General features: G+C 40.3%; 22 protein-coding genes and 2 pseudogenes. 17 read left to right on the top strand and 7 right to left on the bottom strand.

Annotated features, from left to right (window positions below; genetic code table 11):
• The first annotated feature begins 76 nt into the window (after positions 1–76).
• The 12 genes and pseudogenes from FTU62_RS03560 (at position 77) to FTU62_RS17335 (ending at position 10,575) form a co-directional block, all read left to right on the top strand.
• A complete protein-coding gene (locus tag FTU62_RS03560; protein ID WP_180101843.1) occupies positions 77–742 on the top strand; it encodes a pseudouridine synthase in 666 nt (221 codons plus the stop codon).
• 496 nt (positions 743–1,238) lie between these two features.
• On the top strand, positions 1,239–2,174 hold the full coding sequence (locus FTU62_RS03555) for a hypothetical protein (protein ID WP_180101842.1): 936 nt from the start codon (positions 1,239–1,241) through the stop codon (positions 2,172–2,174).
• Positions 2,175–2,307: 133 nt separating this feature from the next.
• Entirely contained in the window at positions 2,308–2,694 is a 387-nt protein-coding gene (locus tag FTU62_RS03550; RefSeq protein ID WP_111884820.1) for a ribonuclease E inhibitor RraB, read from the top strand.
• Between the two features lie 330 nt (positions 2,695–3,024).
• Positions 3,025–3,471 (top strand): SRPBCC family protein, encoded by a 447-nt coding sequence (locus FTU62_RS03545; protein ID WP_078191122.1) that lies wholly within the window; start codon positions 3,025–3,027, stop codon positions 3,469–3,471.
• Positions 3,472–3,516: 45 nt separating this feature from the next.
• Positions 3,517–3,885: a DUF488 domain-containing protein gene (locus tag FTU62_RS03540; RefSeq protein WP_111884822.1), complete on the top strand. Its 369-nt coding sequence runs from the start codon at positions 3,517–3,519 to the stop codon at positions 3,883–3,885.
• Positions 3,886–4,042: 157 nt separating this feature from the next.
• Positions 4,043–4,384 carry a zinc ribbon domain-containing protein YjdM gene (locus tag FTU62_RS03535; RefSeq protein ID WP_180034545.1) on the top strand — a complete coding sequence of 114 codons (342 nt, stop codon included), beginning with the start codon at positions 4,043–4,045 and terminating at the stop codon, positions 4,382–4,384.
• 162 nt (positions 4,385–4,546) lie between these two features.
• Positions 4,547–4,909: a 5-carboxymethyl-2-hydroxymuconate Delta-isomerase gene (locus FTU62_RS03530; RefSeq protein WP_180101841.1), complete on the top strand. Its 363-nt coding sequence runs from the start codon at positions 4,547–4,549 to the stop codon at positions 4,907–4,909.
• Between the two features lie 271 nt (positions 4,910–5,180).
• Positions 5,181–5,465 (top strand): annotated as a pseudogene (locus FTU62_RS03525) (YegP family protein).
• Positions 5,466–5,703: 238 nt separating this feature from the next.
• Positions 5,704–6,387, top strand: a complete 684-nt coding sequence (locus tag FTU62_RS03520) for a DUF2939 domain-containing protein (protein ID WP_180101840.1) — start codon at positions 5,704–5,706, stop codon at positions 6,385–6,387.
• Between the two features lie 25 nt (positions 6,388–6,412).
• Positions 6,413–6,859 carry a nuclear transport factor 2 family protein gene (locus FTU62_RS03515; protein ID WP_218948040.1) on the top strand — a complete coding sequence of 149 codons (447 nt, stop codon included), beginning with the start codon at positions 6,413–6,415 and terminating at the stop codon, positions 6,857–6,859.
• A 137-nt stretch (positions 6,860–6,996) separates the two neighbouring features.
• Positions 6,997–9,432, top strand: a complete 2,436-nt coding sequence (locus FTU62_RS03510) for an AI-2E family transporter (protein WP_257223043.1) — start codon at positions 6,997–6,999, stop codon at positions 9,430–9,432.
• A 90-nt stretch (positions 9,433–9,522) separates the two neighbouring features.
• Positions 9,523–10,575 (top strand): annotated as a pseudogene (locus FTU62_RS17335) (DUF1176 domain-containing protein).
• Positions 10,576–10,654: 79 nt separating this feature from the next.
• Here the strand turns inward: FTU62_RS17335 and FTU62_RS03495 are convergent.
• Positions 10,655–11,422: a hydroxymethylpyrimidine/phosphomethylpyrimidine kinase gene (locus tag FTU62_RS03495; protein ID WP_078192312.1), complete on the bottom strand. Its 768-nt coding sequence runs from the start codon at positions 11,420–11,422 to the stop codon at positions 10,655–10,657.
• 98 nt (positions 11,423–11,520) lie between these two features.
• Between FTU62_RS03495 and FTU62_RS03490 the strand changes: the two genes are divergently transcribed.
• Positions 11,521–12,192: an HAD-IA family hydrolase gene (locus FTU62_RS03490; protein ID WP_180101860.1), complete on the top strand. Its 672-nt coding sequence runs from the start codon at positions 11,521–11,523 to the stop codon at positions 12,190–12,192.
• 28 nt (positions 12,193–12,220) lie between these two features.
• Here FTU62_RS03490 and FTU62_RS03485 read toward each other — a convergent pair whose 3' ends face one another.
• Positions 12,221–12,373 (bottom strand): hypothetical protein, encoded by a 153-nt coding sequence (locus tag FTU62_RS03485; RefSeq protein WP_180101838.1) that lies wholly within the window; start codon positions 12,371–12,373, stop codon positions 12,221–12,223.
• A 595-nt stretch (positions 12,374–12,968) separates the two neighbouring features.
• Here FTU62_RS03485 and FTU62_RS03480 point away from each other — a divergent pair.
• Both FTU62_RS03480 and FTU62_RS17330 read left to right on the top strand, forming a co-directional pair.
• Positions 12,969–14,138 carry a low temperature requirement protein A gene (locus tag FTU62_RS03480; protein WP_180004737.1) on the top strand — a complete coding sequence of 390 codons (1,170 nt, stop codon included), beginning with the start codon at positions 12,969–12,971 and terminating at the stop codon, positions 14,136–14,138.
• Positions 14,139–14,231: 93 nt separating this feature from the next.
• Positions 14,232–14,645 carry a TM2 domain-containing protein gene (locus FTU62_RS17330; RefSeq protein ID WP_228144741.1) on the top strand — a complete coding sequence of 138 codons (414 nt, stop codon included), beginning with the start codon at positions 14,232–14,234 and terminating at the stop codon, positions 14,643–14,645.
• Positions 14,646–14,685: 40 nt separating this feature from the next.
• Here the strand turns inward: FTU62_RS17330 and FTU62_RS03470 are convergent, their stop codons facing one another.
• The 4 genes from FTU62_RS03470 to FTU62_RS03455 form a co-directional block, all read right to left on the bottom strand.
• The gene (locus FTU62_RS03470; protein WP_180101837.1) at positions 14,686–15,285 is read right to left on the bottom strand and encodes a DUF805 domain-containing protein; all 600 of its coding nucleotides are present in this window, start codon (positions 15,283–15,285) and stop codon (positions 14,686–14,688) included.
• A gap of 64 nt (positions 15,286–15,349) precedes the next feature.
• Entirely contained in the window at positions 15,350–15,958 is a 609-nt protein-coding gene (locus FTU62_RS03465; protein WP_078192309.1) for a DUF805 domain-containing protein, read from the bottom strand.
• Between the two features lie 169 nt (positions 15,959–16,127).
• Entirely contained in the window at positions 16,128–17,411 is a 1,284-nt protein-coding gene (locus tag FTU62_RS03460; RefSeq protein ID WP_078191110.1) for a ribonucleotide-diphosphate reductase subunit beta, read from the bottom strand.
• 439 nt (positions 17,412–17,850) lie between these two features.
• Positions 17,851–20,682 carry a ribonucleoside-diphosphate reductase subunit alpha gene (locus tag FTU62_RS03455; RefSeq protein ID WP_180101836.1) on the bottom strand — a complete coding sequence of 944 codons (2,832 nt, stop codon included), beginning with the start codon at positions 20,680–20,682 and terminating at the stop codon, positions 17,851–17,853.
• A gap of 588 nt (positions 20,683–21,270) precedes the next feature.
• Between FTU62_RS03455 and bfmR the strand changes: the two genes are divergently transcribed.
• Both bfmR and bfmS read left to right on the top strand, forming a co-directional pair.
• Positions 21,271–21,987: a response regulator transcription factor BfmR gene (bfmR, locus tag FTU62_RS03450; RefSeq protein ID WP_067764711.1), complete on the top strand. Its 717-nt coding sequence runs from the start codon at positions 21,271–21,273 to the stop codon at positions 21,985–21,987.
• A gap of 44 nt (positions 21,988–22,031) precedes the next feature.
• A complete protein-coding gene (gene bfmS, locus FTU62_RS03445) occupies positions 22,032–23,693 on the top strand; it encodes a sensor histidine kinase BfmS (RefSeq protein ID WP_078192297.1) in 1,662 nt (553 codons plus the stop codon).
• Between the two features lie 92 nt (positions 23,694–23,785).
• On the opposite strand, the gene FTU62_RS03440 is transcribed toward bfmS, so the two are convergent.
• Positions 23,786–24,142 (bottom strand): hypothetical protein, encoded by a 357-nt coding sequence (locus tag FTU62_RS03440; protein ID WP_078192296.1) that lies wholly within the window; start codon positions 24,140–24,142, stop codon positions 23,786–23,788.
• Between the last annotated feature and the right edge of the window lie 423 nt (positions 24,143–24,565).

Below are 24,565 nucleotides of genomic sequence, written 5' to 3'. Positions count from 1 at the left end.
TGATCGGTTAAAGTCGATTGACAGCGAATTAGTCAGTTGTTATTTTGCCGACATTCTCCCAGTACACAGTCTGTCCATGCCTTTAGATCCCAACTTTGTCTATGCGCCGCCTCAAGGTCCTCTACGTATTTTGTATGAAGATGCAGACTTGGTTGTCATCGAAAAACCAGCGGAATTGCTGTCGGTTCCGGGACGTTTGCCTGAGCATCATGACAGTGCCTATCTTCGAGTTTTGCAACAGTATCCAGCAGCAAAGATTACCCATCGTTTAGACATGGCAACATCAGGCATTTTGATGTTTGCGAAACACCGCGATGCAGAAGTGGCGGTGAGTAAAATGTTCCAAGCGCGAACGGTTCAGAAGCAATATGTAGCTTTGGTTCAGGGTAAGCTAGAAGGTGAGGGCAGTGTTGAAGTGCCCCTCATTACGGACTGGGAAAATCGCCCACGTCAGATGGTGCATTTTGAATTAGGCAAACATTCAAAAACCTTGTATCAAGCCATTAGCTATGACGCAAGCAAAGACATTAGCCGAGTATTATTAACACCAGTGACAGGGCGTTCACATCAGTTACGTGTACACATGATGCATATTGGGCACCCCATTACAGGGGATCAACTGTATCACCCGAATGCAAAGCAAAGCTCACTCGGACGGATGGCGTTACATGCTTGCGATCTGGCATTTACCCAGCCCTTAACCCAACAAGCTGTTCATATTCATTGCGCAGCAGAATTTTAAAGCATATTCATGTGAATGCTCATTGTTCATAAAATCTGCTATGTTGCATTGAAAATTTTGTGCAGCTTAGCAAGCTAAGAATAATTACAGCCTTAAATAGATTTTTCTGCTTAAAAATGAATAATGATGTACAACATATCCCTAATTCTGGGGATATATAAATAATTTAAATATCTCTATAAAGTGTGTGAAATATTTACAAAGATTAATATTAAGTTTCTTTGTATCTTTTAGTAAATAAATACCATTTCTAAAGTTTTATTATATTTTCTAAAGAATATTGATTGATTATTTTTTAATATGAAAATTTTTTATTAAATTGATTTAAAACAGTATTTTAGTTGAATTGTGTGCAAGTGTGTATTTGGTCAGATAAATACGGTTTTTTGCATTTGTTCTGCTAATATGAAATGAATTATAGATTTTAACTTTTGTAACTTAGGTTTGTTTTGGGGAATAAACTTAAATTATTGAAGCTTATTTTGAGGATTGGCAAATGATCAATATTGCTTTAATCGTCCTTATCATCCTATTAATTGTGGCTCTCCTTTTTGTTTATAACCGCAAATTGAAAAATGATAAAACCCTACGTTCACTGCAGGAAAACTTCGACCGTACGCGGCTAAAACTGGCTGAAACAGAGTCTCAGCAAGATGAATTGAATTATGAAATCAGTCAATTACGTATTCAAAACTGTGGGCTCAAAATCCAAGTCGATAAAGTAGCAAAATATCAACATATTGTAGAGATTGAACAATATGTTGAGTATCGAACTTTACAGGCTGATGGTTTGGTGGAAGTCACCAAAGCCAATGCCGATATCATGTTGAATGATATTCGCGCACAGATCGAACAAGTGCGTCAGTATTTGAGCAAATATCAAGAAAGAGCTAAATCACAAATACAGGAACAAGCCCGTGCCGAGTTAAAGGGTTTGTATAGCCAAGCGCTGGATCAGCAGCATTTGGAAAACATCAACCGTGCTTTGGACAACAAAATACGGGGCTATCAGTCAGCATTCTTTTTACCTTTACAGAGTATTTTAGATCAGCTGATGGATGGCATGAATGAATCTGCGGCAAAGCAAAATTTGACTGCGGTACGTTGCAAAATGATTGATGCAATGGAGCAGCAATCGACTGCAAAATGTAATTATGTTGATGAAGAACGTCGTTTGGCTGCGATGCAATTATTTACATTGGTGTTTAATAGTCGTGCTGATTTGTATTTAGCCCAATTAAATACCAAAAACTTAGGTGAGTTATTGCAGGCTTTGGCGGATGATTTCACCTTGCTCAATGCGCATGGTGTACATTTTAGTCAGGCACGGGTACTCGACAGTTATCTACAATTACGCTTAGAAGAATTGAAAATGGCAGCTTTGGTTTTACATCTTAAAGAAACTCAGGCCCACATGGATGTTGTGGTTTAATTTGAATTGTTATCAGAAAGATCACTTCGGCGGTCTATTTCTGATTAAAGAGATTTAGCTAATGCAAATTGCAACAATTATCCGTTAATCTAAGTCAACAGAATAAAATTCATAAACGATAAGGGAAAGTACAATGACTCGTGATTTTAAACAATTTCCAGATGATGATAATGGCAATGTGCTGTGGCAGATGCAGCAAGATGGTGATGATTTATCTGTGCCGCACGAAATCGAATATTCAATTGCCTTTTCGAACGAAGCGCAGGCTGAACAGTGTGCATTGTATTTATTGAAAGAAGAGCAAAAAATTTCGTTGTTCCAAGATGAAGAATCAGATCGCGTGGAATGGATTATCACGGTCTATGTTTATATGGAGCCTGATTATGAAGATATCGTTGATTTAGAGCAGTGGTTTATTAAAATTGCGGAACAACATTCGGGCGAATATGACGGCTGGGGTTGTATGGCTTATATCTATGAAGATGATGATCTGGATGAAGATGAAGCACAATTGAGCTAAGTCTCACTATTGCATCTTTAGCAACAAGAACCCAGTGATTCAACTGGGTTTTTTATTATTTAAATTTTAAAAAAATTTTGTAAATTTTTTATTTTTCAATATTTTAAGTCCAAATCAATATAAGTGTAGCTCACAAAACATAACACGGCATTGCGTTAAAGTGATGGGATGAATCTGTAGGATTCGCTATAGTATTGAACAGCAATGACCTTTCTCGCACGTCTCAAAGCTGTCTCATTTAGAACGTTTCAATGTGATAAAAATGGACGATAAAGCGAGGGTGAATGCATGTGGATGATTCAGTGAAAACAATGACAAAAGGACATCATCATGAGCAATACTGTTCGTTTACATCGTGTTTTTAGTGCGCCTGTAGAGCGCGTTTATCGTGCCTTTGTGGAGCCAGATGCTTTGGTTAAATGGATGGCACCGCATGGATTTACTGCCCATGTGGAACATTCGGATGTGCGTGTAGGTGGCTCGTACCGCATGTCGTTTCAAAATTTTTCAACGGGAACCACACACGCTTTCCATGGTGATTATCATGAAGTCGTGCCGAATCATTTACTGCGCTATACAGACCAATTTGATATGCCAGAGTTGGCCGGTGAAATCGAAGTCACTGTTGAGTTTAAAGCGGTCTCAGTCGGAACCGAAGTGACGATTGTACAGGCAGGGTTGCCGAGCGTTATTCCACCTGATGCCTGTTATTTGGGTTGGCAGGAGTCTTTACAGTTGCTGGCTTTTTTAGTGAATCCAGCGATCCCCGATGAATAATCTGACGAATGATTGAAAAACTGCAAATAGGCGAAGGAGGGCTTAATGACTGTACACATTAAACGTATTTATGATGAGATAAGCCCAGACGACGGTAAACGCATATTGGTCGATCGCTTGTGGCCGCGTGGTATCAGTAAAGTGAGCGCAGAGCTAGATTTGTGGCCGAAGGCATTGACGCCATCTACAGATTTACGTCGTTGGTATCATCAAGATGAGGCAATGGCTTCTCGATGGGACGAGTTTAAACAGCGCTATTTGCAAGAAATACAGCCACATCAAGCCGAGTTGGAACAACTGCGGGCATGGGAAAAAGAGGAGCCACTAACCTTACTCACAGCGGCTAAACATACGGATAAAAATCATGCGCATATCTTAAAAGCGTTAATATTAAATACCTCATTAGAGATCTAAAATTTAAACCTTCAAGTGCTGTAGCGTTGTGAAATTTACGACCTTCACAAGGTGATTAAACCATACGAAATTTATGGTTTTTAAGTTTATGAAATACATAAAAATGTTATATTAAGTTTTTATGGATTTTTGCGTCCATCTTTTTTTGAGGTCTTTTATGTCTTTACCCAATTGTCCCCAATGTAATTCTGAATATACCTATAATGATGGTGATTTACTGATTTGTCCCGAATGTTCACATGAATGGCGTGAAGGCGAAAGCGCTGCAGATGAACAGGTAGTGATTAAAGATGCCAATGGCAATGTATTGACCGATGGTGACACGGTTACTGTGGTGAAAGACCTTAAAATTAAAGGCTCATCCTCAGTGGTGAAAGTGGGCACCAAAGTTAAAAATATCCGTCTTTTAGCCGATGCAACAGATGGTCATGACATTGATTGTAAAATTGATGGTATTGGGGCTATGAAACTCAAATCTGAATACGTGAAAAAAGTTTAAGTTTCGTTATTGTTCGCTTTAAAGCAATCTTCAATCATCCTAAGCCAAGGCCACACTTGGCTTGGGATGTCTACTTAAACATGAAATAGATAACTAATCCGCTATAGATTTTATTTTTCAGCCTGCATAATAGACGCATTACGGGTTTGAAATGTCTTTACTATGCCGCATATTCATTTGGAATATTCCAATAACCTTGAGCTTGAGGCTCGTCCTTTACTTAAAGCGCTAAACACTGCCTTATTTGAATCGGGTCATGTTAGTGCTATCAATGATATTAAAAGCCGCGCTGTCGCTCAGGAAGAGTTTGTTGTGGGTTTGGATGAACACGCTCAACATGCGTATATGCATGCCAAAGTTTCATTATTGACGGGTAGAACGGTTGAAGTTCAAAAGCAAATTTCATTGTTACTATTGGACGTGTTGAAACAACATGTCACAGCTTCAGCAGTAGAGGTGCAACTTTGTGTAGAAATTTTAGAAATGAATAAAGCGACGTATTCAAAGCAGATCCTCAGTCCTTAAGGCCTTTATTCAATACGTTGAGTAAAGCGCATCTATTCACAAATACATCATGATGAAAGAATGATGAAATCCGACTTCGGTCGGTTTTTTTTGATTGGAATTATTTATTAAAAATCTTTTTTCTAATGATTAAATTACAACCTTTTACCCTGATCAAAAAAGACATTGAAAAATGTGACTGGGTTCATTTATATTCTGTAGATCAGGTTCAATTTCCAATAATAAATCCTGATCGAATAAAACTTAAAAAATGAAAATGACGGGGTAACATATGTCGGGATGGTACGAGATCACTCAGTCTAATGATCAGCAGTTTCGTTTTCTATTAAAAGCATGGAACGGTGAAATCATTTTAACGAGTGAATTATATAAAGTGTAAGCATCATCACAAAATGGGATTGAGTCTGTACAAAACAACAGTGCAGATGATAGTCGCTTTGAACGATTGAATGTTAATAATGGTAAACCATATTTCAATCTGAAAGCGGCAAACCATCATATTATTGGGATCAGCCAATTTTATGCCAGTGAGCAATCGCGCGATAAAGGCATTTAGTCAGTTAAAACCCATGGTGCGAATACCCAAATTAGAGAATTAACAGCTTAAATTTGAAACAACCTGATTAAGACAGCCAAAGCGAGATGAACAAACCTGAAGGCTCGTCAAAATCACAAGATCAAAAGCTATATGGTTCTCAGATAAGCGCTGTTAGGTTGGATGCTATTCAATCTAGATCAGGCTTATTTAACGGTACAAGGAAGTACCACAACTTCACTGGCTAGAGTGGTGAACGATGAATAAGCAGAATCATATTTTGTATTATGGGCTCATTGCGATCTTGATCATCGTCTTGGGTTGGATGATTGCGTCTCCGTATTGTGTAATGTACCAAATACGTCAAGCCTATGAGGACAATCAACCTGAAAAAATTGCTCAATATATCGATTTTGCGGCAGTCAAATCGAGTCTAAAACCACAAGTTGAAGACCTCATTCAACAGAAAACTGGGCTACAGCATTTACCCGAATTCGCTCAGTCGTGGGGTGGGCAGCTCAGCACAGTCATCAGTGCAACGCTGGTCGACAGTCTGGTCAATCCAAACAGTATCATGCTGCTTTTACAAGGCAAAGCATTAAAAGAGTCGATCCAATTACCAGAAATAACCCAACTAACCAATCCGAGCATGATTAGCTCAGGGATTGAACTATTCACTCATGCTGAAAATAAGGTCGCAGAACACCCTCATACATCAACATCATCCAAAAAGGATGCAACTCCAACTACAGTCGCTTTAAAACAAAGCCAGTCCCTTGAACCCAAAGCAAGCTATAGTGCTTGGAATCGATTTGATCTGTATGTACCGCTCCAAGGCCTTAGCGAAGCAACATATACCGTATTTAGTATGCAACGCCGAGGTTGGAGCTGGAAGATCGTTGAAATTCAACTTCCAAACGCCTCACAGAATAATGCTTCATAAAAAATAAAAGAAATAGGTGCCAGAGATGCAAGATAAAATCAAAATAGTCGGTGACCAACAGGCCGCTGACGAAATTCTGCAATTTTTAGCCAATTGGGATGAGGTCATCTGCCAATTGAAAATTGAAAACATTGCTGAATCCTGCGCAGCAGATGTGAACTTTTTTGATGCCAGTTGTGAAATGCGGGGCTTAATGGCATATCAAAAAATGTGGGAATTTTATAGAGAGTATTTTCGTGAAGGTTTAAAGGTGTTTAGGCGGGAACTGGTCATCCATGCAGAACCTGATATTGCCTTTCTGCACTGTTATTCCAAAATTGATGATAAGAGTGGGATACCAACGCCAGGGATCTCGTGGTGTCGTAACACCATTGGGATGAAAAAAACGCAGTCTCTATGGAAGATCGTTCATCAACATATTTCTGTTCCAGTGGATATTGTGACTCATCAAAGTAAAGTAATTATCTTTTAATTCATCTCAAAACACAGTATGAAAACAGAGCCATGTCGCTCTGTTTTTTTCTTTGCAAATCATTACATGAAATGCGTATGCAGTTCTAAAACTTCAGCCTAAATTAAAAAATAATGACCATCGTTCAGGATAAGAAAATGGATCATAAAAATAATAAATTAGCGCAAGATTTTGAATCATCACCATCAGGTCAAAAGCAAGGCTTACAAGACCTGAACGCCTCGAAGCAAATGCCTCCCGCAGATTTACATAAAGTGATTCGAATCACGGCAGGATTCATCATCTGCAGTTTGCTGATTGCAGCCTTATATCTTGGTAAAGATATTTTTATTCCATTGGCACTCGCAATCTTATTGGCTTTTTTAGTTGACCCTTTGGTGATGAAACTCCGAGGTTGGGGACTACCACAGATGCCATCGATATTTATTGTGGTCGGTTTGGCTTTGGCGATTTTGTCCGGCGCGGCCTCTTATTTGGGTTATCAACTGGGGCAATTAAGCCAAGAGTTACCGCAATATCACGGTACGATTCAAAAGAAAATGGATTCTATTCGTCAATTTGCACGCGGTCCAAGTGTTTGGGATGGCGCAAAAACCACCATAGATACTGTTGAAAACTCGATAGATGATGTGGTACCTGAAGAGAAAAATCCTAAAGTTCAGCAAGTTGAAGTAGTGGGGCAACAACAAACCACGGCTGAAGCGGTCATGGCTTGGAGCGAGCGGGTGCTCAATCCTTTGGCAACCGCGGGTATTGTATTTTTGTTTGTGATTCTGATTTTGGTCAATCGGAAAGATTTGCATGACCGTTTCCTTAAGCTGCTGGGCGGCAATTTAAATATCGGAACAGACGCACTAGATGAAGCCGCCAATCGTATCGGTAAATATTTACGTATGCAGCTGATGGTCAATGTGACCTACGGTATTCCGATGGCCTTGGGACTTTGGTTTATTGGGGTGCCGGCAGCAATTATGTGGGGAATGGTGGCGATTGTGATGCGCTTTGTTCCCTATGTCGGCCCAATGATTTCTGCGATTTTCCCCATTGCATTGGCTTTTGCGGTAGATCCCACATGGAATATGGTGCTATGGACAGTGGGTTTAATTTTGCTCTTGGAGTTGGTCAGTAATAATATTATTGAGCCTTGGTTATATGGGGAAAGTACCGGACTTTCAACCTTAGCCATTATTATTGCTGCCATGTTTTGGACGGCTGTGTGGGGGCCGATTGGTTTGATTTTATCGACGCCTTTAACCGCGTGTTTATTGGTGCTTTCGAGCTATGTACCATCCTTAGGTTTTATTAAAACCCTGATCGGTAGTACGCCTGCATTGGCACCGCATGAGCGCTTCTATCAGAGATTAGTCGCTGATGATGTGCAAGATGCCATGGATGTTGCACAGACTTTTATTGCTGAAAAGTTACCGAAGGATGCGACGGATGAAATCAAGGCACGGCGGGTTAATGCGTTTTATGCCAAAGTCGCGATTCCAGCCATACGGATTTTTTCGAGAGGCCACAACACCGAGGCCAGTGCTGAACATCGACTACGTTTACATCAGGGATTAAAACTGTTTAATCATAGTTTTCAACGGGCATATCCAGTGGCACAGCAGGATCAGAAAGCAGCGGTGTTATGTATCGGGGCACGTTGGGAAATTGATGTTCAAGTATCTGCTATGTTGGCGCATAGCCTAAGCTTAAGCGGTATTCCGGCTCAGGCTTTTAGCGACGTATTGATACAAAATCAGCATCAAAGTATAGATGATATCCAAGAGGATATTCAGATCGTATGTATTTCGATTTTCCATACGGCACCAGAAGCTCAAATTCGCCTTTTAAGCCATGTTTTTAAGGCACAGTTTCCAGATAAAAAACTGATTTTTGCACTGTGGAGCTGTGATGAAGTAAAGCAATTAGATGCGATCAAAGAAAATTTCATCGTCGATGCTGTAGTCAATAATATGAATGACTTGTTATTAACCATTGAAGCTTTTCAATTGAAGCAGGGTGAATCTTGGTTGGATGAGCCTGATCCTAGCGTTGAAGCACAGCGCTTAAAAGCATTAGAAGAACTGAATGTTTTGGATGAGCGGAATTTACCGATTTATGAACAATATATTGAAGAAGCCCGACAAGCCTTCGATGTGAAATATGCACAAATTTCTTGGGTCAAGCAAGACTGGGTCTATACTCCAGGTAGCCCTTTGGCTCAGGCTACCGAGCAACCGATGCAGGTGCGCCAGTCGAAGCAAGACTCAATCTGCAGCCATTTGGTATATCAAAATGAACGCTTGATTATTGAAGACTTACAACGTGACCCACGCTTTGCGCATTTACCTGAATTGATGCATAACCGCATTCGCTTTTATGCAGGCGTTGCACTTAGAGACCGTAATGGGGTGGCCTTGGGAAGTTTTTGTGTTTTAGATCGGCAGCCGAATCAAATGACAGATGATGATATGAGTCTTTTAAAAGGCCTAGCGGCAGATTTGATGAATACGCTCAGTGATGAAAATGCGAAGCGAAAAAAATGTGAGGAGATACAGCAACTGAATGATTCAACTCTATAAATTTAAATTATGTAGCAGATCCATTTAAACTGGAGTTTCAATGAAAAGCATTCTAAGATGGCTCTAATATAATTATTTTGAGCCAAAGACATGAACAAAAATAATGTCATCTGGCAACTTCTATTGGGCTACGTTGCTGCATTGGGTTGTAGTGTGAGTTTTGCTCAAATTCAAGGAAATTATTTTTCACATAAGGATTGGGAAATCGCTTGTGATAATACGGGGACATGTCGCGTTGCAGGTTATCAAGCGGAGGGCAATCAGCCCGCTATTTCCTTGTTATTACAACGTGCCGCGGGCGCTCAAGCCCAAGTCAGCGCACGAGTGAAACTCGATCCTGAAACCTTCAATGCGGCAAAAAAACCACTTCAACTTTACATTTTAGGTAAAAATCAGGGAACTGTGTAGCTTGATGCCAAAACTGCGGAAGGTCAGTTAAGTGCAGCTCAAACTCAAAAACTGATTCAAGCCTTACAAGCCAACCAACCAATTGTGTGGAAAGGCAACAACAAAACATGGTTATTGTCTGTGCAGGGCGCTAGTGCGGTTTTGCTCCGTATGGATGATTTTCAAAAGCGCATAGGGACAAATTCGGCATTATTGCGTAAAGCCAATAGCAGTTCGGCCAATGTACTCAAACCGAAAAGTATTCCGAAAGTGTATATTCAAAATTATAGTAAGGGCTTACAAACACGGTATGCCGTCAATGCGCCCACAGCCAAACAATTATTTGGATTGATAAAGAAAAAAACGACAGTAGAAGATTGTCCTCAACTCTTTGATGCAAATTTCTTAGAGGATGATCGAGTCGTGGTGTTTCCAATCAATGGAAAAAATGCCTTGGTCGAAGTGCCATGTTGGCGTGGGGCATATAACAGTGGTAATGGCTATTGGCTGATGGATCGTAACTTAAAGCAAATCAAACAATCCGTGACCTTTTCTGGAAGTGGGTTTAGTGAAGGACAAATTTTCTCCAACCAACGTGGACGAGGCATTGGTGATTGTCAAAGTAAAGGGGAATGGTCGTGGAACGGTCAGCGCTTTATCCAAACTTATATGGCAAAAACCACACAGTGCAAAGGATTTGCTGGCGGTGCATGGGAAATTCCAACCTTAGTATATTGGGTTCAACTCGACTCTTAATTACAAAAAGCCCTGATATACAGGGCTTTTAAATCATATAAAGTAGTTTTTATCGGCTTAACATGAATAACCAACAATACTAAAAACGTTTTGGAATTTTTTGTCCGCCCACAACAGGTGATTCAGCGATTTTCAACACACCAAATAGCCATGTTTCGGCATGATGAACAGCTGCTTTGAGCTCATCACCTAAGGCTAAACGCCCAGCAATAAAACTCGCCAATGAGCAGCCAGAACCGTGATATTCCCCATCTAGTCGTGGACAACGGGTTTCAGAGACTAATTCACCCTGAATGTACAACGAGTTTTGGATATAGTCTGGCGTATTTTCATGGCCACCTTTTACTAATACCGCTTGAGCGCCCATCGCAAAAAGTTTTGCTGTAGCTTTAGATATGTCGTCTTCACCTGTGAGTGCGCGTAATTCTACGGTATTAGGTGTAAGCACAGTGGCAAGCGGAATCAATTCCGCAAAGGCTTTGACCAAAGTTGCTTGATCGCCCAAAGAACCACCACTATTGGCAACTAAAACGGGGTCGAGAACATAATGATATTCGGGATGTTCACGTAAAAACTCAGCGAGAGCCGCGATATTTTCAGTCGTTCCTAGCATTCCTGATTTTACACAGCGAATAGGGAGGTCACCGACGACAGCATGTGCTTGGGCCAGCAATAACTCACGAGAGGTCGCTTCAAACGAATACACTTGTTGTGAGTTTTGAACGGTTAACGCTGTACACGCAATGGCAGCATGTGCACCACTTTGACCAATGGCTTCAATGTCCGCTTGCAGTCCTGCACCACCTGAAGGGTCAAGACCTGAAAAGCACAGTACAGTAGGGCGCACAATGATGTCCTTATTAAACAAAATTTGCGATAGTATAGGCAACTTTGAGCGAACACTCGATAGTATTTTTGCAGAAGTGAATGGATAAGGTAAAAGCTGTGATTAAGAATATATTGATTGATCTCGATGGAACATTAACAGATCCAAAAGTTGGCATTACCACTTCAGCACGCTATGGACTGGCGAAAATTGGACATCCCATTTCGGATGAGACCAATATCGATTGGATCATTGGACCACCTTTGAAAGCCTCTTTGGCCAAAATCCTCAATGTCGATGTGCATAATGTACTTGCAGATCAGGCTTTACTTGGTTATCGCGAGCGCTTTGCAGTGACCGGCTTATTTGAAAATAAAGTCTATCCTGCGGTTGCCGACACTCTAGCAACTTTACAACAGCAAGGTTTTCGCTTGTATGTTGCTACAGCAAAGCCGACGGTCTATGCCCGCCAAATTTTAGAACATTTTGATTTAGCTCAATATTTTACTATGATCTATGGCAGTGAACTAAATGGCGAGCGCACCAACAAAGGCGATTTAATTGAATACATTTTGCAGCAAGAACAGTTGGATGCGAAGGAATGTGTGATGGTGGGAGACCGTGAGTACGATATTTTAGGCGCACGCCGTAATGCTGTGCCGAGTATTGCTGTGAGCTATGGTTATGGTAGCGCAGAAGAAATTCAAACGGCTGCACCGGCTTTGGTGATTGATCGTTTTAACGATTTGATTTCGAGTATTGAGCAATTGCAGCAGCAGAAAGTATCGTAGTTTGATTTACCCTTGCGAATGAAGCTGATTATTTAAAGATAATCAGCAAAATGAGCAAGATCACCCCACAGAAAAACCATTTGAGCAAAGGAGACTCATCATTTTGGATGGTTTCTGCTTCGAGTGCGATGCCATGTTTATAGTAGACAAATACAAAATGTGCATTTGCGCTTAGTGCCATTTCTTGAATGGCTCGTAGCTCGAGCGCGCTGACTTCTTCACTTAAGCGTTCTTTTAACTGAATAAAAATAACCGGCTGTCCAAACTCATACCACTTGAAGTGGATCTGTTGTATGAGTTGGTTGAAGCACTGTTCTGCAACATGATAGTTTCGGACAAAACTTCCGCGTTATATAAACGCCAGAGGGCAGTTTTGTTCAGCTACAATTTGATGATCACGTGTTAAAACTTGCATTTGATCATAATGGATCTGTACCCAAACTGCGTCAGGAAAAGACGCTAATTTTTCTTTTAACATCACTTTTAGATTTCATTATTTTTTTAATTACTAGCAGTATGTCATTAAAATTTAGATAAAAATATAGCTGAGATATAAAAAACACATCGATCTATCGAGTTTTTGTTTTAAACGTCTTTCGCAGTTTTGTCACTTTGAATTTTTACTTCCACGATTGAAATATCTAACGCTTAAGTAGGTTTTTAAAGCCATTATCCCTTTTCTAGAAAACTGTATCTCATCTGATTTATGTAATCGACCTTGTAACTATTTCAGGCTTTTGAAAAAATTCAGACAGAAAACAATAAAGCTGAATGCTATGTCCAAATCATTTTTATTCCCTAGTCAGTGGCTCAAACCTTTGCACCCACGTGATCCACATGAGCATCATCGTGTCGCGACCTCTTTAGAATTGCTTTTTGACTTGATCTTTGTCGTGGCGATCGCAACCGCAGGGCAGCAACTGCATCATGCCATTGTTGAAAATCATTTAGCTCAGGGTTTAACGCTGTATGGCATGGTGTTTTTTGCTTTGTGGTGGGCGTGGATGAACTTTAGTTGGTTTGCCTCAGCATATGATAATGATGATGCGCTCTATCGAATCTTAACTTTTGTACAGATTATTGGTTCTTTGGTCATTGCTGCAGGTATTCCAAGCGCATTTCAAAAGCAGGATTTTGACGTAATTGTGATTGGTTATGCCATTATGCGTCTAGGCTTAGTTACGCAGTGGTTTCGCGTTGCAAAGCATGATCTGTCCCGTCGGAAAACTGCATTACGCTATGCGTTTGGAATCATACTGGTACAAGTCGGGTGGCTGTTCTTTCATTTTTCACCGCTGCATTTCACCGTTTATCTTTTCATTTTGCTCGCAATTGCTGAACTTTCTGTGCCAGTTTTTGCAGAAGCTGCAAGCCGTACACCTTGGCATGCGCATCATATTGCAGAGCGATATTCACTGCTCACCATTATCGTTTTAGGCGAATCTATTGTCGGCTGTTCGATTGCGATGACTGATGCATTAACAAATCAGCGTTTTAGTACTGAACTGATCTTTTTGATGGTAGGCGGCCTGATGATGATGTTCACCATGTGGTGGTCTTATTTTGATACCAGTATTGCAGAGCGTTTAAATAGCCGAAAAATGGCATTTACTTGGGGGTATGGACATTTCTTTGTCTTTATTAGTATCGCGGCGATTGGTGCTAGTTTAGCTGCCGCAGTCGATGTGGTTTCGCATGAGGCACTGATTAGTTCTGAAAAAGAAAGCTACTTTGTAGCGATCAGCCTCGTGATTTATACGACAAGTTTATATTTACTCCATGAATTGCATCATCAAAGTGGTTTTAGAAAACTTTTATATCCTTTAACCGTGGTGATTGTTTTGTGTATTCCGTTGTTTATCACACCCGCAGGTTATGCAATATTTGCGATGGCAGTGGTATATGCACTGCGTTTGATGTTTACAAAATGCTATTTGGCAAGATAAGTTAATGATATGACATTGATCAATAATTCGTTATATTGCTGATGAAAATAACGTCCAAGAATCATCAAATAAAGATAAAACATAGAGGATTATATGAAAGGGCAAATACTCGATTTTTCTGTTCAAAATAATACAGGCATCATCAGCGGAGATGATCAGAATCGTTATCAATTTTCTGGAAGCGATTGGAAAGGACAAACTGTTCCTGCTCGTGGACAATTTGTTGATTTTGAGACAAGTGGAATGGGTTACGCAACCGATATTTACTTAGTCGCTGTGCCGAATGCTTTAGGCACGCAATACGGTCAAAAGAGTCGAATTGTTGCTGCACTCTTAGCATTCTTCCTTGGTGGATTTGGTATCCATAAATTCTATTTGGGTCGTATTGGATGGGGGATTGTGTATCTACTATTCTGTTGGACCTTTATTCCATCCATTGTTGCTTTTATTGAATTTATTATTTATCTATGCACTTCAGATGAAGATTTTGCACGTAAATATGGCTAAATTTTTGTGTTAAAAGATAAGGCGCATTGTGCGCCTTATTTTATTGTTGCAGATCTCTAGCGGGTTGACCCCATTGGTTGTTCTCGGCTTTGGTGTCTGTAGCCCACCATATAATCAGTGGGATGATCCCAATGATTGTGAGCATTAAAAGTTGCCACCAACCCGAACGTCCCGTGTCATGTAGTCGACGTGCGCCAACAGCTAAGCTAGGAATGAGTAAAACGATATTGGTAATATTTTCTAGCCAAGGTTCACTGCCAATTACGAAATCGCAAACAGAGGCAAGTATAGTGACCAATATACAAAATAGCCAAAAGAACCAGAACTCTTTACGTCGAGCACGTCCTTCAAATTCAGCAAACTTTTTCAGTGGTTTGAATGACCACGCGAAAAAGTCATAGTTTTCCTCTTCTTCACTGTAGTTTGTTCGCGTATTGGTGGAAAAACTTTGTTGGCGTAATGCAATATAGACTTGAATCGCTTGCCCACTTTCATCCAAAGCAAAATCAACCTGTTCTTCACGTGTAGGTGGTCTTTGACCTCGCCATTCATGACCAGCAAATTGATAGTGTTTTCCATCTTCAGCACTAATCACCCCAGTATTAGTTTGAATCGAAAAATCTAGTATTTGTCCTTTCATATTTTTCCTGAGTTAATGTGCTGTTGATAGTGTGGCTAGATGAACAGTAGCCACGATTTTTTATTTATTTTGCAGGTTGTCCCCATTGGTTTACTTCAGGTTTGGTTTCCGTTGCAAGCCAAATTAGAACCAGAATTGGTCCAACGAGCGGAATCATTTGTATTAACCAATACCAACCAGATTTATTAATATCATGCAAACGGCGTACTGCAACAGAAAGGGAAGGAATAACCATTGCTAAGATGAAAATACCTGTGAATATTCCTCTGGTTCTAAGCACGGAATCTACAATTAGAGTAATAATCATTGCGATAAGATAGACCAATACAAAAAACCAATATTCTTTACGGCGTGCACGTCCAGTAAAGTTGGCATAATTTTTTAGACATTTGACAAACCAATCAATCATGTTGAATTTTGATTCAGCTTGGTCTTGGTTTGAAATTTTATCGAGTTGCTGTGAAATTTGTTGAATAGGATTACTGCTGCCAAGAGCATTGAATACTTGAACAGCTTGACCTTCTGGACTGATATCGAAATCTACATGATCGCCGCGTTTAGGTGAGTTTTGGCCACGCCATTCTGCACCTGTAAACTCATAACGGTTTTGATCATCTCCACTGATAATGCCTGAATTGGTTTGTACTGAATAATCTAAAATCTGACCTTTCATTCTGTCCTCTTTTATTATGTGATTTTTATTAATTGATGTATTTTTATACCGTTTTATATTAGCAGAATATGAATTAAATTAAATGCATAGATTTGCTTGGGTGAATGAAATTCTTCATAAAAAAAGCGGAACACTTGGTTCCGCTTTTGATATTTCGCTGAAAAATTTATTACCAGCTTAACGCACCACCAGTTTGGTAATCCGTTACGCGAGTTTCAAAGAAGTTCTTCTCTTTACGTAAGTCCATCATTTCTGACATCCACTGGAATGGGTTATTCACACCAGCAAATTGTTCAGGCAAGCCCAATTGGCTCAAACGACGGTTACAGATGAACTTCAAGTATTCTTCCATCATGCCTGCATTCATACCCAATACACCGCGTGGCATCGTGTCACGTGCATATTCGATTTCAAGCATTGTACCTTCAAGAATCATTTGAATGATTTCTTCTTGGAACTCAGCAGTCCATAGGTGAGGGTTCTCGATCTTGATTTGGTTGATCATGTCGATACCAAAGTTCAAGTGCATAGATTCATCACGTAAGATGTATTGGAATTGCTCAGCAACACCATTCATCTTGTTACGACGACCCATAGACAAGATTTGGCTGAAACCACAGTAGAAGAAGATACCTTCAAGTACGCAGTAGAACGCGATCAAGTTGCGAAGCAAGATTTGGTCGTTTTCAGGTGTACCTGTTTTGAACGTAGGATCACTTAAAGATTGTGTATATTTCAGACCCCAAGCTGCTTTACGAGCCACTGAAGGAATTTCACGGTACATGTTGAAGACTTCGCCTTCGTCCATACCTAAAGATTCGATACAGTATTGGTAAGCGTGCGTGTGAATCGCTTCTTCAAATGATTGACGTAAGATGTACTGACGGCATTCAGGGTTGGTAATGTGACGGTAGATTGCAAGAACCAAGTTGTTTGCAACCAATGAATCCGCAGTCGAGAAGAAACCTAAAGAACGCATAACAATGGTACGCTCATCTTCGGTTAAGCCATTTTCAGACTTCCAAAGTGCGATGTCATGGTTCATGTTCACTTCTTGCGGCATCCAGTGGTTTGCACAACCGTCTAGATATTTTTGCCAAGCCCATTCGTATTTGAACGGTACAAGTTGGTTTAAGTCAGCGCGGCAGTTGATCATCGCTTTATCGTCAACTTGAACACGCTGAGCACCCATTTCTAGCTCTTCTAAGCCAGGTGCAACGTCTAGATTTTCTAGAGCGTTAGATGCTCTTGCCAACGGATCGGTTGGATCTGTTGGTCGATTTGTACTGGTTCGAGCGGGTTGTGCAGCTGCCAAATTCGGCGATGAGTGCTGTGCATTAGATACCACTTGCGAATCAGTCGTTTTTTGCGGTTCGACGGGCGCAGGCTGGTGAGCTTGTGCAGCTTGTTTCGGTTCATCATCTTCGAAATCGTCCCAACTTAGGATAGACATAAACAGTTCTCTCTTCGTTGCTTTATATCTTTTATAGACATCCAGCGTCGCTGAGATGTCCTACTATACGCTCAATTTGTGTAAGCAAAATTAAGTTTTGTCGATCACTGCTCTAAAAGTGTTCGGTAGAGTAAATATCCCCACTACTTATTTTGATTACGCGATTTATATGCCTTGAACCAGAAATAGGCGATCGGGACATAAAAAGTCAAAATAAAAGAAACCACCAAAGCAATAAGCCCTAACTGATAGTTATGCGTCATATGTGGCATGGGGGTTTTCCTTTTTTCCTAATTTAATGGCAGAAGTTATGCCCCAAGTGGGGCATAACTGAATTAAACAACAATTTTTAGGGTTAATACTAAGAAGCCTGTTGAAGCTACTAATGCTGCTAACGCGTAAATAAAGTTAGATAAGTCTGCCATTTGTAAAGCTCTCCTTATTGACAAGCTTCACAATCAGGGTTGTCAATTGAACATGCCATTGGCACTGGAGCCGCTTGACCAAAACCTTCTTCTTCAGCAGCAACTTCAGCTTTAGGTTCTTCTTTTGCAACTGCAGTTACAGGTGCTGCAACAGTAGCAGGCTTAACCGCGTTCAATGCACCAGTGTTAATGGTTGATTTCTCAGCAGAAGTCGCACCCAATGCACGTAGGTAATAAGTAGTTTTTAGACCACGTAACCATGCCATTTTGTACGTCATATCAAGTTTCTTACCGTTTGCACCAGAGATGTAAAGGTTAAGAGACTGAGCTTGGTCGATCCATTTTTGACGACGTGATGCAGCATCAACAATCCAACGTGGCTCAACTTCGAACGCAGTCGCGAAGATTGCTTTAAGCTCTTCAGGAATACGTGCAATTTTTTGAACCGAACCTTCGAAGTGTTTCAGGTCGTTCACCATTACAGAATCCCAAAGACCTCGATCTTTTAACGCACGTACTAGGTACGGGTTGATCACAGTGAATTCACCAGAAAGGTTAGATTTCACATACAAGTTTTGGAATGTTGGTTCGATTGATTGCGATACGCCACAAATGTTCGAAATGGTTGCAGTCGGTGCAATCGCCATCACGTTTGAGTTACGCATACCGTCTTTTTGAACTTTAGTACGTAAAGTATCCCAGTCCAAACGTGTTGTACGGTCAACTTCGAACATACGGTCAGGACGAGCTTTTTGTACGATATCTAAAGAGTCAATTGGCAAGATACCTTGATCCCAAAGTGAACCTTTAAATGTCTCGTAAGTACCACGTTCAACTGCCAAGTCGCTAGACGTTTGGATTGCGTAGTAAGAAATCACTTCCATAGATTCGTCAGCGAACTCAACCGCAGCATCAGAACCATAAGCCAATTTCATTTCGTATAAAGCATCTTGGAAGCCCATGATACCCATACCCACTGGACGGTGTTTCAAGTTCGAGTTGCGTGCTTGAGGAACAGCGTAGTAGTTGATGTCAATCACGTTGTCGAGCATACGAACAGCAGTTTTAACTGTACGAGCAAGCTTTTCACGATCTAACACACCGCCTTGAACGTGTTGTACAAGGTTGATTGAGCCTAAGTTACATACTGCGATTTCATCTTCGTTCGTGTTCAGCGTAATTTCTGTACACAAGTTAGAAGAGTGAACTACACCCACGTGTTGTTGTGGTGAACGTAAGTTACATACGTCTTTGAATGTGATCCAAGGGTGACCAGTTTCAAACAACATAGACAACATTTTGCGCCATAAGTCTTTCGCACGGACTTTCTTATGTAGCATGTTGGTTTCTTTCGCAATGCCTTCATAGTAAGCATAGCGTTCAGCAAATTCTGCACCTGTTAGGTCATGCAAATCAGGTGTTTCAGATGGTGTGAACAGAGTCCATTCAGCATCTTCGAATACACGTTGCATAAACAAGTCAGGAACCCAGTTCGCTGTGTTCATGTCGTGTGTACGACGACGGTCATCACCTGTGTTCTTACGAAGTTCTAGGAATTCTTCGATGTCCAAGTGCCAAGTTTCAAGGTATGCACATACTGCACCTTTACGTTTACCACCTTGGTTGACTGCAACAGCAGTATCGTTGGCAACTTTAAGGAACGGTACAACACCTTGTGACTTACCATTTGTACCTTTGATGTACGAGTTAAGCGCACGAACTGGTGTCCAGTCATTACCTAAACCACCCGCCCATTTAGACAACATTGCGTTATCACGCATTGCGCCATAAATGTTGTAAAGGTCATCTGAAATCGTTGTTAAGTAACAGCTAGATAACTGTGGACGTAAAGTACCAGAGTTAAATAGAGTAGGCGTAGACGCCATGTAATCGAAGCTAGACAATAAGTTATAGAATTCGATTGCACGTTCTTCACGGTTTGCTTCGTTCAATGAAAGACCCATTGAAACACGCATGAAGAATAATTGTGGTAATTCGAAACGTACACCATCTGAGTGGATGAAGTAACGGTCAAATAAGGTTTGTAGACCTAAATAAGTAAATTGGTTTGAGCGTTCTGGTTGAATCGCAGCAGCCAATTTTGCAAGGTCAAAGTTAAGTAGTTCTGGAGAAAGAAGATCAAGCTCGATACCTTTCTTCAAGAAAGTTTCTAAAGCGTCGCCTTCATTCGTGTCACTATCTAAACCTAAGAACTCTAACCCTGTAGCAACAAGGTCGTTACGCAATAAACGCGCAGTCACATATGTATAGTTTGGTTCTTGTTCGATACGTGTACGAGTAGCCATCATCATGGTCGTTGAGATGTCTGACTCTTTTACGCCGTTATAAAGGTTTTTTACAGTCTCATCGATAATCGCTCGAACATCGATGCCTTCTAAACCTTCAGCTGCTTTAACAATATTTGCCTCAAGTGCGCCAAGATCAAGCGGTTTAAGCTGACCGTTTGAACCTGTCACTTGTAAAGTAGGGTGGTGGTGAGCACCAGTTTGTTTACGAGCTTCGGCACGTTGTTCGCGGTAAATCACGTAAGAGCGAGCAACTTTTTGCTCACCTGTACGCATAAGCGCAAGTTCAACCTGATCCTGAATTTCTTCAATATGAATGGTACCGCCAGAAGGTAAACGACGGTTAAAGGTATTCAATACCATCTCAGTTAATTGAGAGATACGGTCATGAATACGGCTGGAGTCAGCGCTTTGCTGGCCTTCAACGGCCAAGAACGCTTTACCAATCGCCACAGAGATTTTTTCTGCATCAAAAGGTGCAACGTCACCGGTGCGTTTAATCACCTGAATTTGACCAGGGGTTGAATTCGTTACGCTCATGCTAGCATAGCTCCATTTGTCATCTATTTTTATGTTAGGACCGTTTGAACTGGGCAATTTTTATGCCACAGTGTTTGAGGTTTAAACACAAGACCTAGTGGTTTAAAAATTTATTGAACACAAGATACGGGAAAATTCAGGGTATATCAATATTGACATTTTACTAAATGCTTTGAACTTTTCTGGCAGAAATCCATCTCAAAAAATCCCTATTTTTTATCTTTGTTATATATGCCTTATCCGACAAGGGCATAGCATAGCAAAGTCGAAAAAGAGTGCTTATAGATAACATTGTGGATAACTTCAGAAAGCCTAAAAAGTTGTGAATTAATCAGTCAGTTTTTATTCGATGAAAATGTATCCAAATTTATAATTGTTGGTATTGTGAGCAATAGGTCATGGAAATGATTGGTAAATACGGCTGCAAAAATGTAGCAGGTTAAAATTTATTACAAAATACGATATTGATGTATCAGTTTGGTGAATGCCATCTTGTTTACAATGTAAACGTGTGTATATTGCAAACTATGTTTAAGCGTATCTATCGGATTTCAAATAGGATACGCCCAATCAAATAAGGGGCAATCAATGAGCCAAGAAGAAAAGTTACCTAAAATTTTAATTGTTGAAGACGATGAGCGTCTTGCTCGTTTAACTCAAGAATACTTAATCCGTAACGGACTTGAAGTTGGGGTAGAACCAGACGGAAATCGTGCGATTCGCCGTATTATCGCTGAACAACCAGATATGGTATTACTCGACGTGATGCTTCCGGGTGCAGATGGTTTAACCATTTGTCGTGAAGTTCGTCCACACTACCATCAACCAATTTTAATGTTGACTGCACGTACCGAAGACATGGACCAAGTGTTGGGTCTAGAAATGGGTGCAGATGATTATGTTGCAAAACCTGTTCAACCTCGAGTTTTACTTGCGCGTATTCGTGCATTATTACGTCGTACAGACAAAGCACCAGAAGATGAAGTTGCACAGCGCATCGAATTTGATGATCTTGTAATTGATAATGGTGGTCGTTCTGTCACACTCAATAATGAGTTGGTTGACTTTACCAGTGCAGAATATGACCTTTTATGGCTGTTGGCATCTAATGCGGGTCGCATTCTTTCTCGTGAAGATATTTTTGAGCGTCTGCGTGGTATTGAATACGATGGTCAAGACCGTTCAATTGACGTGCGTATCTCGCGTATTCGTCCAAAAATTGGCGATGATCCAGAAAACCCGAAACGTATTAAGACCGTACGTAGTAAAGGTTATTTATTCGTAAAAGAAACCAACGGCATTTAATGTAAAATACCGTCCCTTAGTTTGGCAAAGTAGGACACTTTTACGTGTTTAAACACAGTATATTTTTGCGCGTTTATGCGGGGCTACTGATTTTAGTCTTTTTAGTCGCTACATTTGGCTATTTGCTGGTGCAAATCATAAACTACCAGCGCGCGCAAGAATATCGTGAATCGCTTACTGACGGTTTGGCTTTCATTATAAGTGAAGGTATTGCACGTCAGCCAAATGAACAACAAAAGTCAGATTGGGTGTCAGATGCATCCGATCTACTTGAGTTGCCTATTTATTATGTAAAAGCTAATCAGGTTGATTTAACCCGAGCGGAAACAAAACGTATAGAAGAGCGTAAAGCTGTAGTGCGTTGGGACGCACAAACCACAGCAGCTTATATTATTATTGGCTTAAAAGATGACCCTGCACATCTACTGTATATAAAAGCTGATAATATTTCAGAACGCCAAATGAAAGCATTGCCTGTATTTATACTGGATTATTTGGTGTATTACCCAGGTCAAGAAAAACAATATCTTGAAAAAATCCAACATCATTTTTCTTATCCAATTTCAATTCAAAATGTTCAAAGTTTACCTTTAGACTCTGAGCAAATCGGCCGACTACGTTTAGATCACAGCATTATTTTGTATCGTGATAGTGCGACGGAGCGCGGCACAACTATTTCGATCGTATCACCAATTCCAAGCTCAACTTCAGAAGTCTTGGTCATGGGGCCGGTACCATTATTTAATTGGATGCCTTTCCAGTTGGCAGCGGGTATTACGCTACTGAGCTTGTTTGTCTTGAGCTTGGGTGTTTATGGTCTATTGGTGCCGATGCAACGTAAGCTGCGTGCTGTAAATTATGCGTTAAATAAAATGAAGGGCGGGGACTTATCTGTACGTCTGCCTGTCGAAAGCACGGATGAGTTTGGTACCTTGGCATCCAGCTATAACTCGATGTCAGATCATATTGAGCGTTTAATTGAAGCACAGCGTGAGTTAATGCGCGCGGTATCGCATGAACTGCGGACACCGGTGGCACGTATTCGCTTTGGTGTTGAAATGATGGCGGATGAAGATGATTATGATTACCGGCAGCAACAAGTTGAACAAATCGACAAAGATATCGAAGCGCTCAACACCTTGATTGATGAAATCATGACTTATGCTAAGCTCGAACAGGGTATGCCATCTTTGGAGTTTGAAGATGTCAGCTTGTTTGAAGTTTTAGATCAGGTCCTGATTGAAACTGAAGCCTTAAAGACTGGGAAAACCTTGGAATTGCAAGCACCACCAATTGGAGTGGTTGTGGAAACCGAGCGTCGCTATTTACACCGTGTTGTACAAAACTTGGTGGGGAATGCAGTGCGATATTGTGATGATAAAGTGCTGATTAGTGGTGGTGTAAATGATGAAGGTATGGCTTATATCTGTGTTGAAGATGATGGCCCCGGTATTCCAGAAGAAGATCGTAAACGTATTTTTGATGCTTTTGCACGTTTAGATGATAGTCGCACACGTGCCTCAGGGGGCTATGGTTTAGGTTTATCGATTGTTAGTCGCATTGCATATTGGTTTGGCGGGACTATTGATATTGATGAAAGTCCAATATTAGGTGGAGCGCGTTTCACCATGACATGGCCTGCAACTCGTTTTAAGAAAAATAAACCGAAGTTAGATATTAAAGAGCCGAGTACCAATGAAAATTAAGTAAGCTTAGATATGTAGTTAAGCTGATTTTAGTGAATGATAAGTATAAAAAGCCATTCAATTTGAATGGCTTTTTGATATCAGTTTTCTACTTATTCCGTAATTGTTGCATCGGGTTCAATAATAGGTTTGCCATTTTTTAATGCGGCAAGAGCATCTGCATTAAAATCGATGAGTAAGGAGTTGTTTTTAGCATCGATAGAATAATTGCTAATAAGTTTTTGATCACCGTTTAAAGTTTCAAGTTTATATTCATCTGCAATATTCATAATCCCGTTAAGGTTGGTTGTTGCAGAAGCTAAATCTTGTCGTAACAACTCATAGATATCACGTAAATCAAAAATGGCATTTTGAGCATCAGGATGCTTATCTAAGTAGCTTTTAATATGGTGAATCACCAATTGTGCAGATAGAAAATAATCAGGTTTATGCGTAAATTCTAAAGTCATTATTGTCTCTCCGTTGTGATTGCTTTTTGTGTTTTAACTACAAATATCACACTCTTTGTGGGTCGTGTCAAAGAATTGCAAAAAAGTCACAAGAAGCTAAAAAAAGCCTTTTTTCTTTGTGCTAATTCAACTTGTTTTTCATTTTAGGGGTAAGATCAAAGCTAATAGATGGAATCAAACAGGCAACCAATTTGAAACAAGATGGAATTTATTTAATAAATGATACGGCCATGAAAATTTAATACATGAGCTAAAAGTTGAAGGATATGTTCATGAAACTGAACAGTCATAATTTTCTGTTAAAATCGCATAAATGTAATAATTAATAAAAAAATAAGATCTAATCTAATTAAACGATTAATCCTAAATTTAAGGGAGTAAACCCAATTTAAATGCTGAAATGATTAAAAAATCATCCTAAAG

The organism is Acinetobacter sp. YH12126, assembly GCF_013418745.1.
GTDB classification, from domain to species: Bacteria; Pseudomonadota; Gammaproteobacteria; order Pseudomonadales; family Moraxellaceae; genus Acinetobacter; species Acinetobacter amyesii.
The sequence above is the reverse complement of the archived record's forward strand: the minus strand, read 5'-3'. Positions and strand labels throughout refer to the sequence as shown.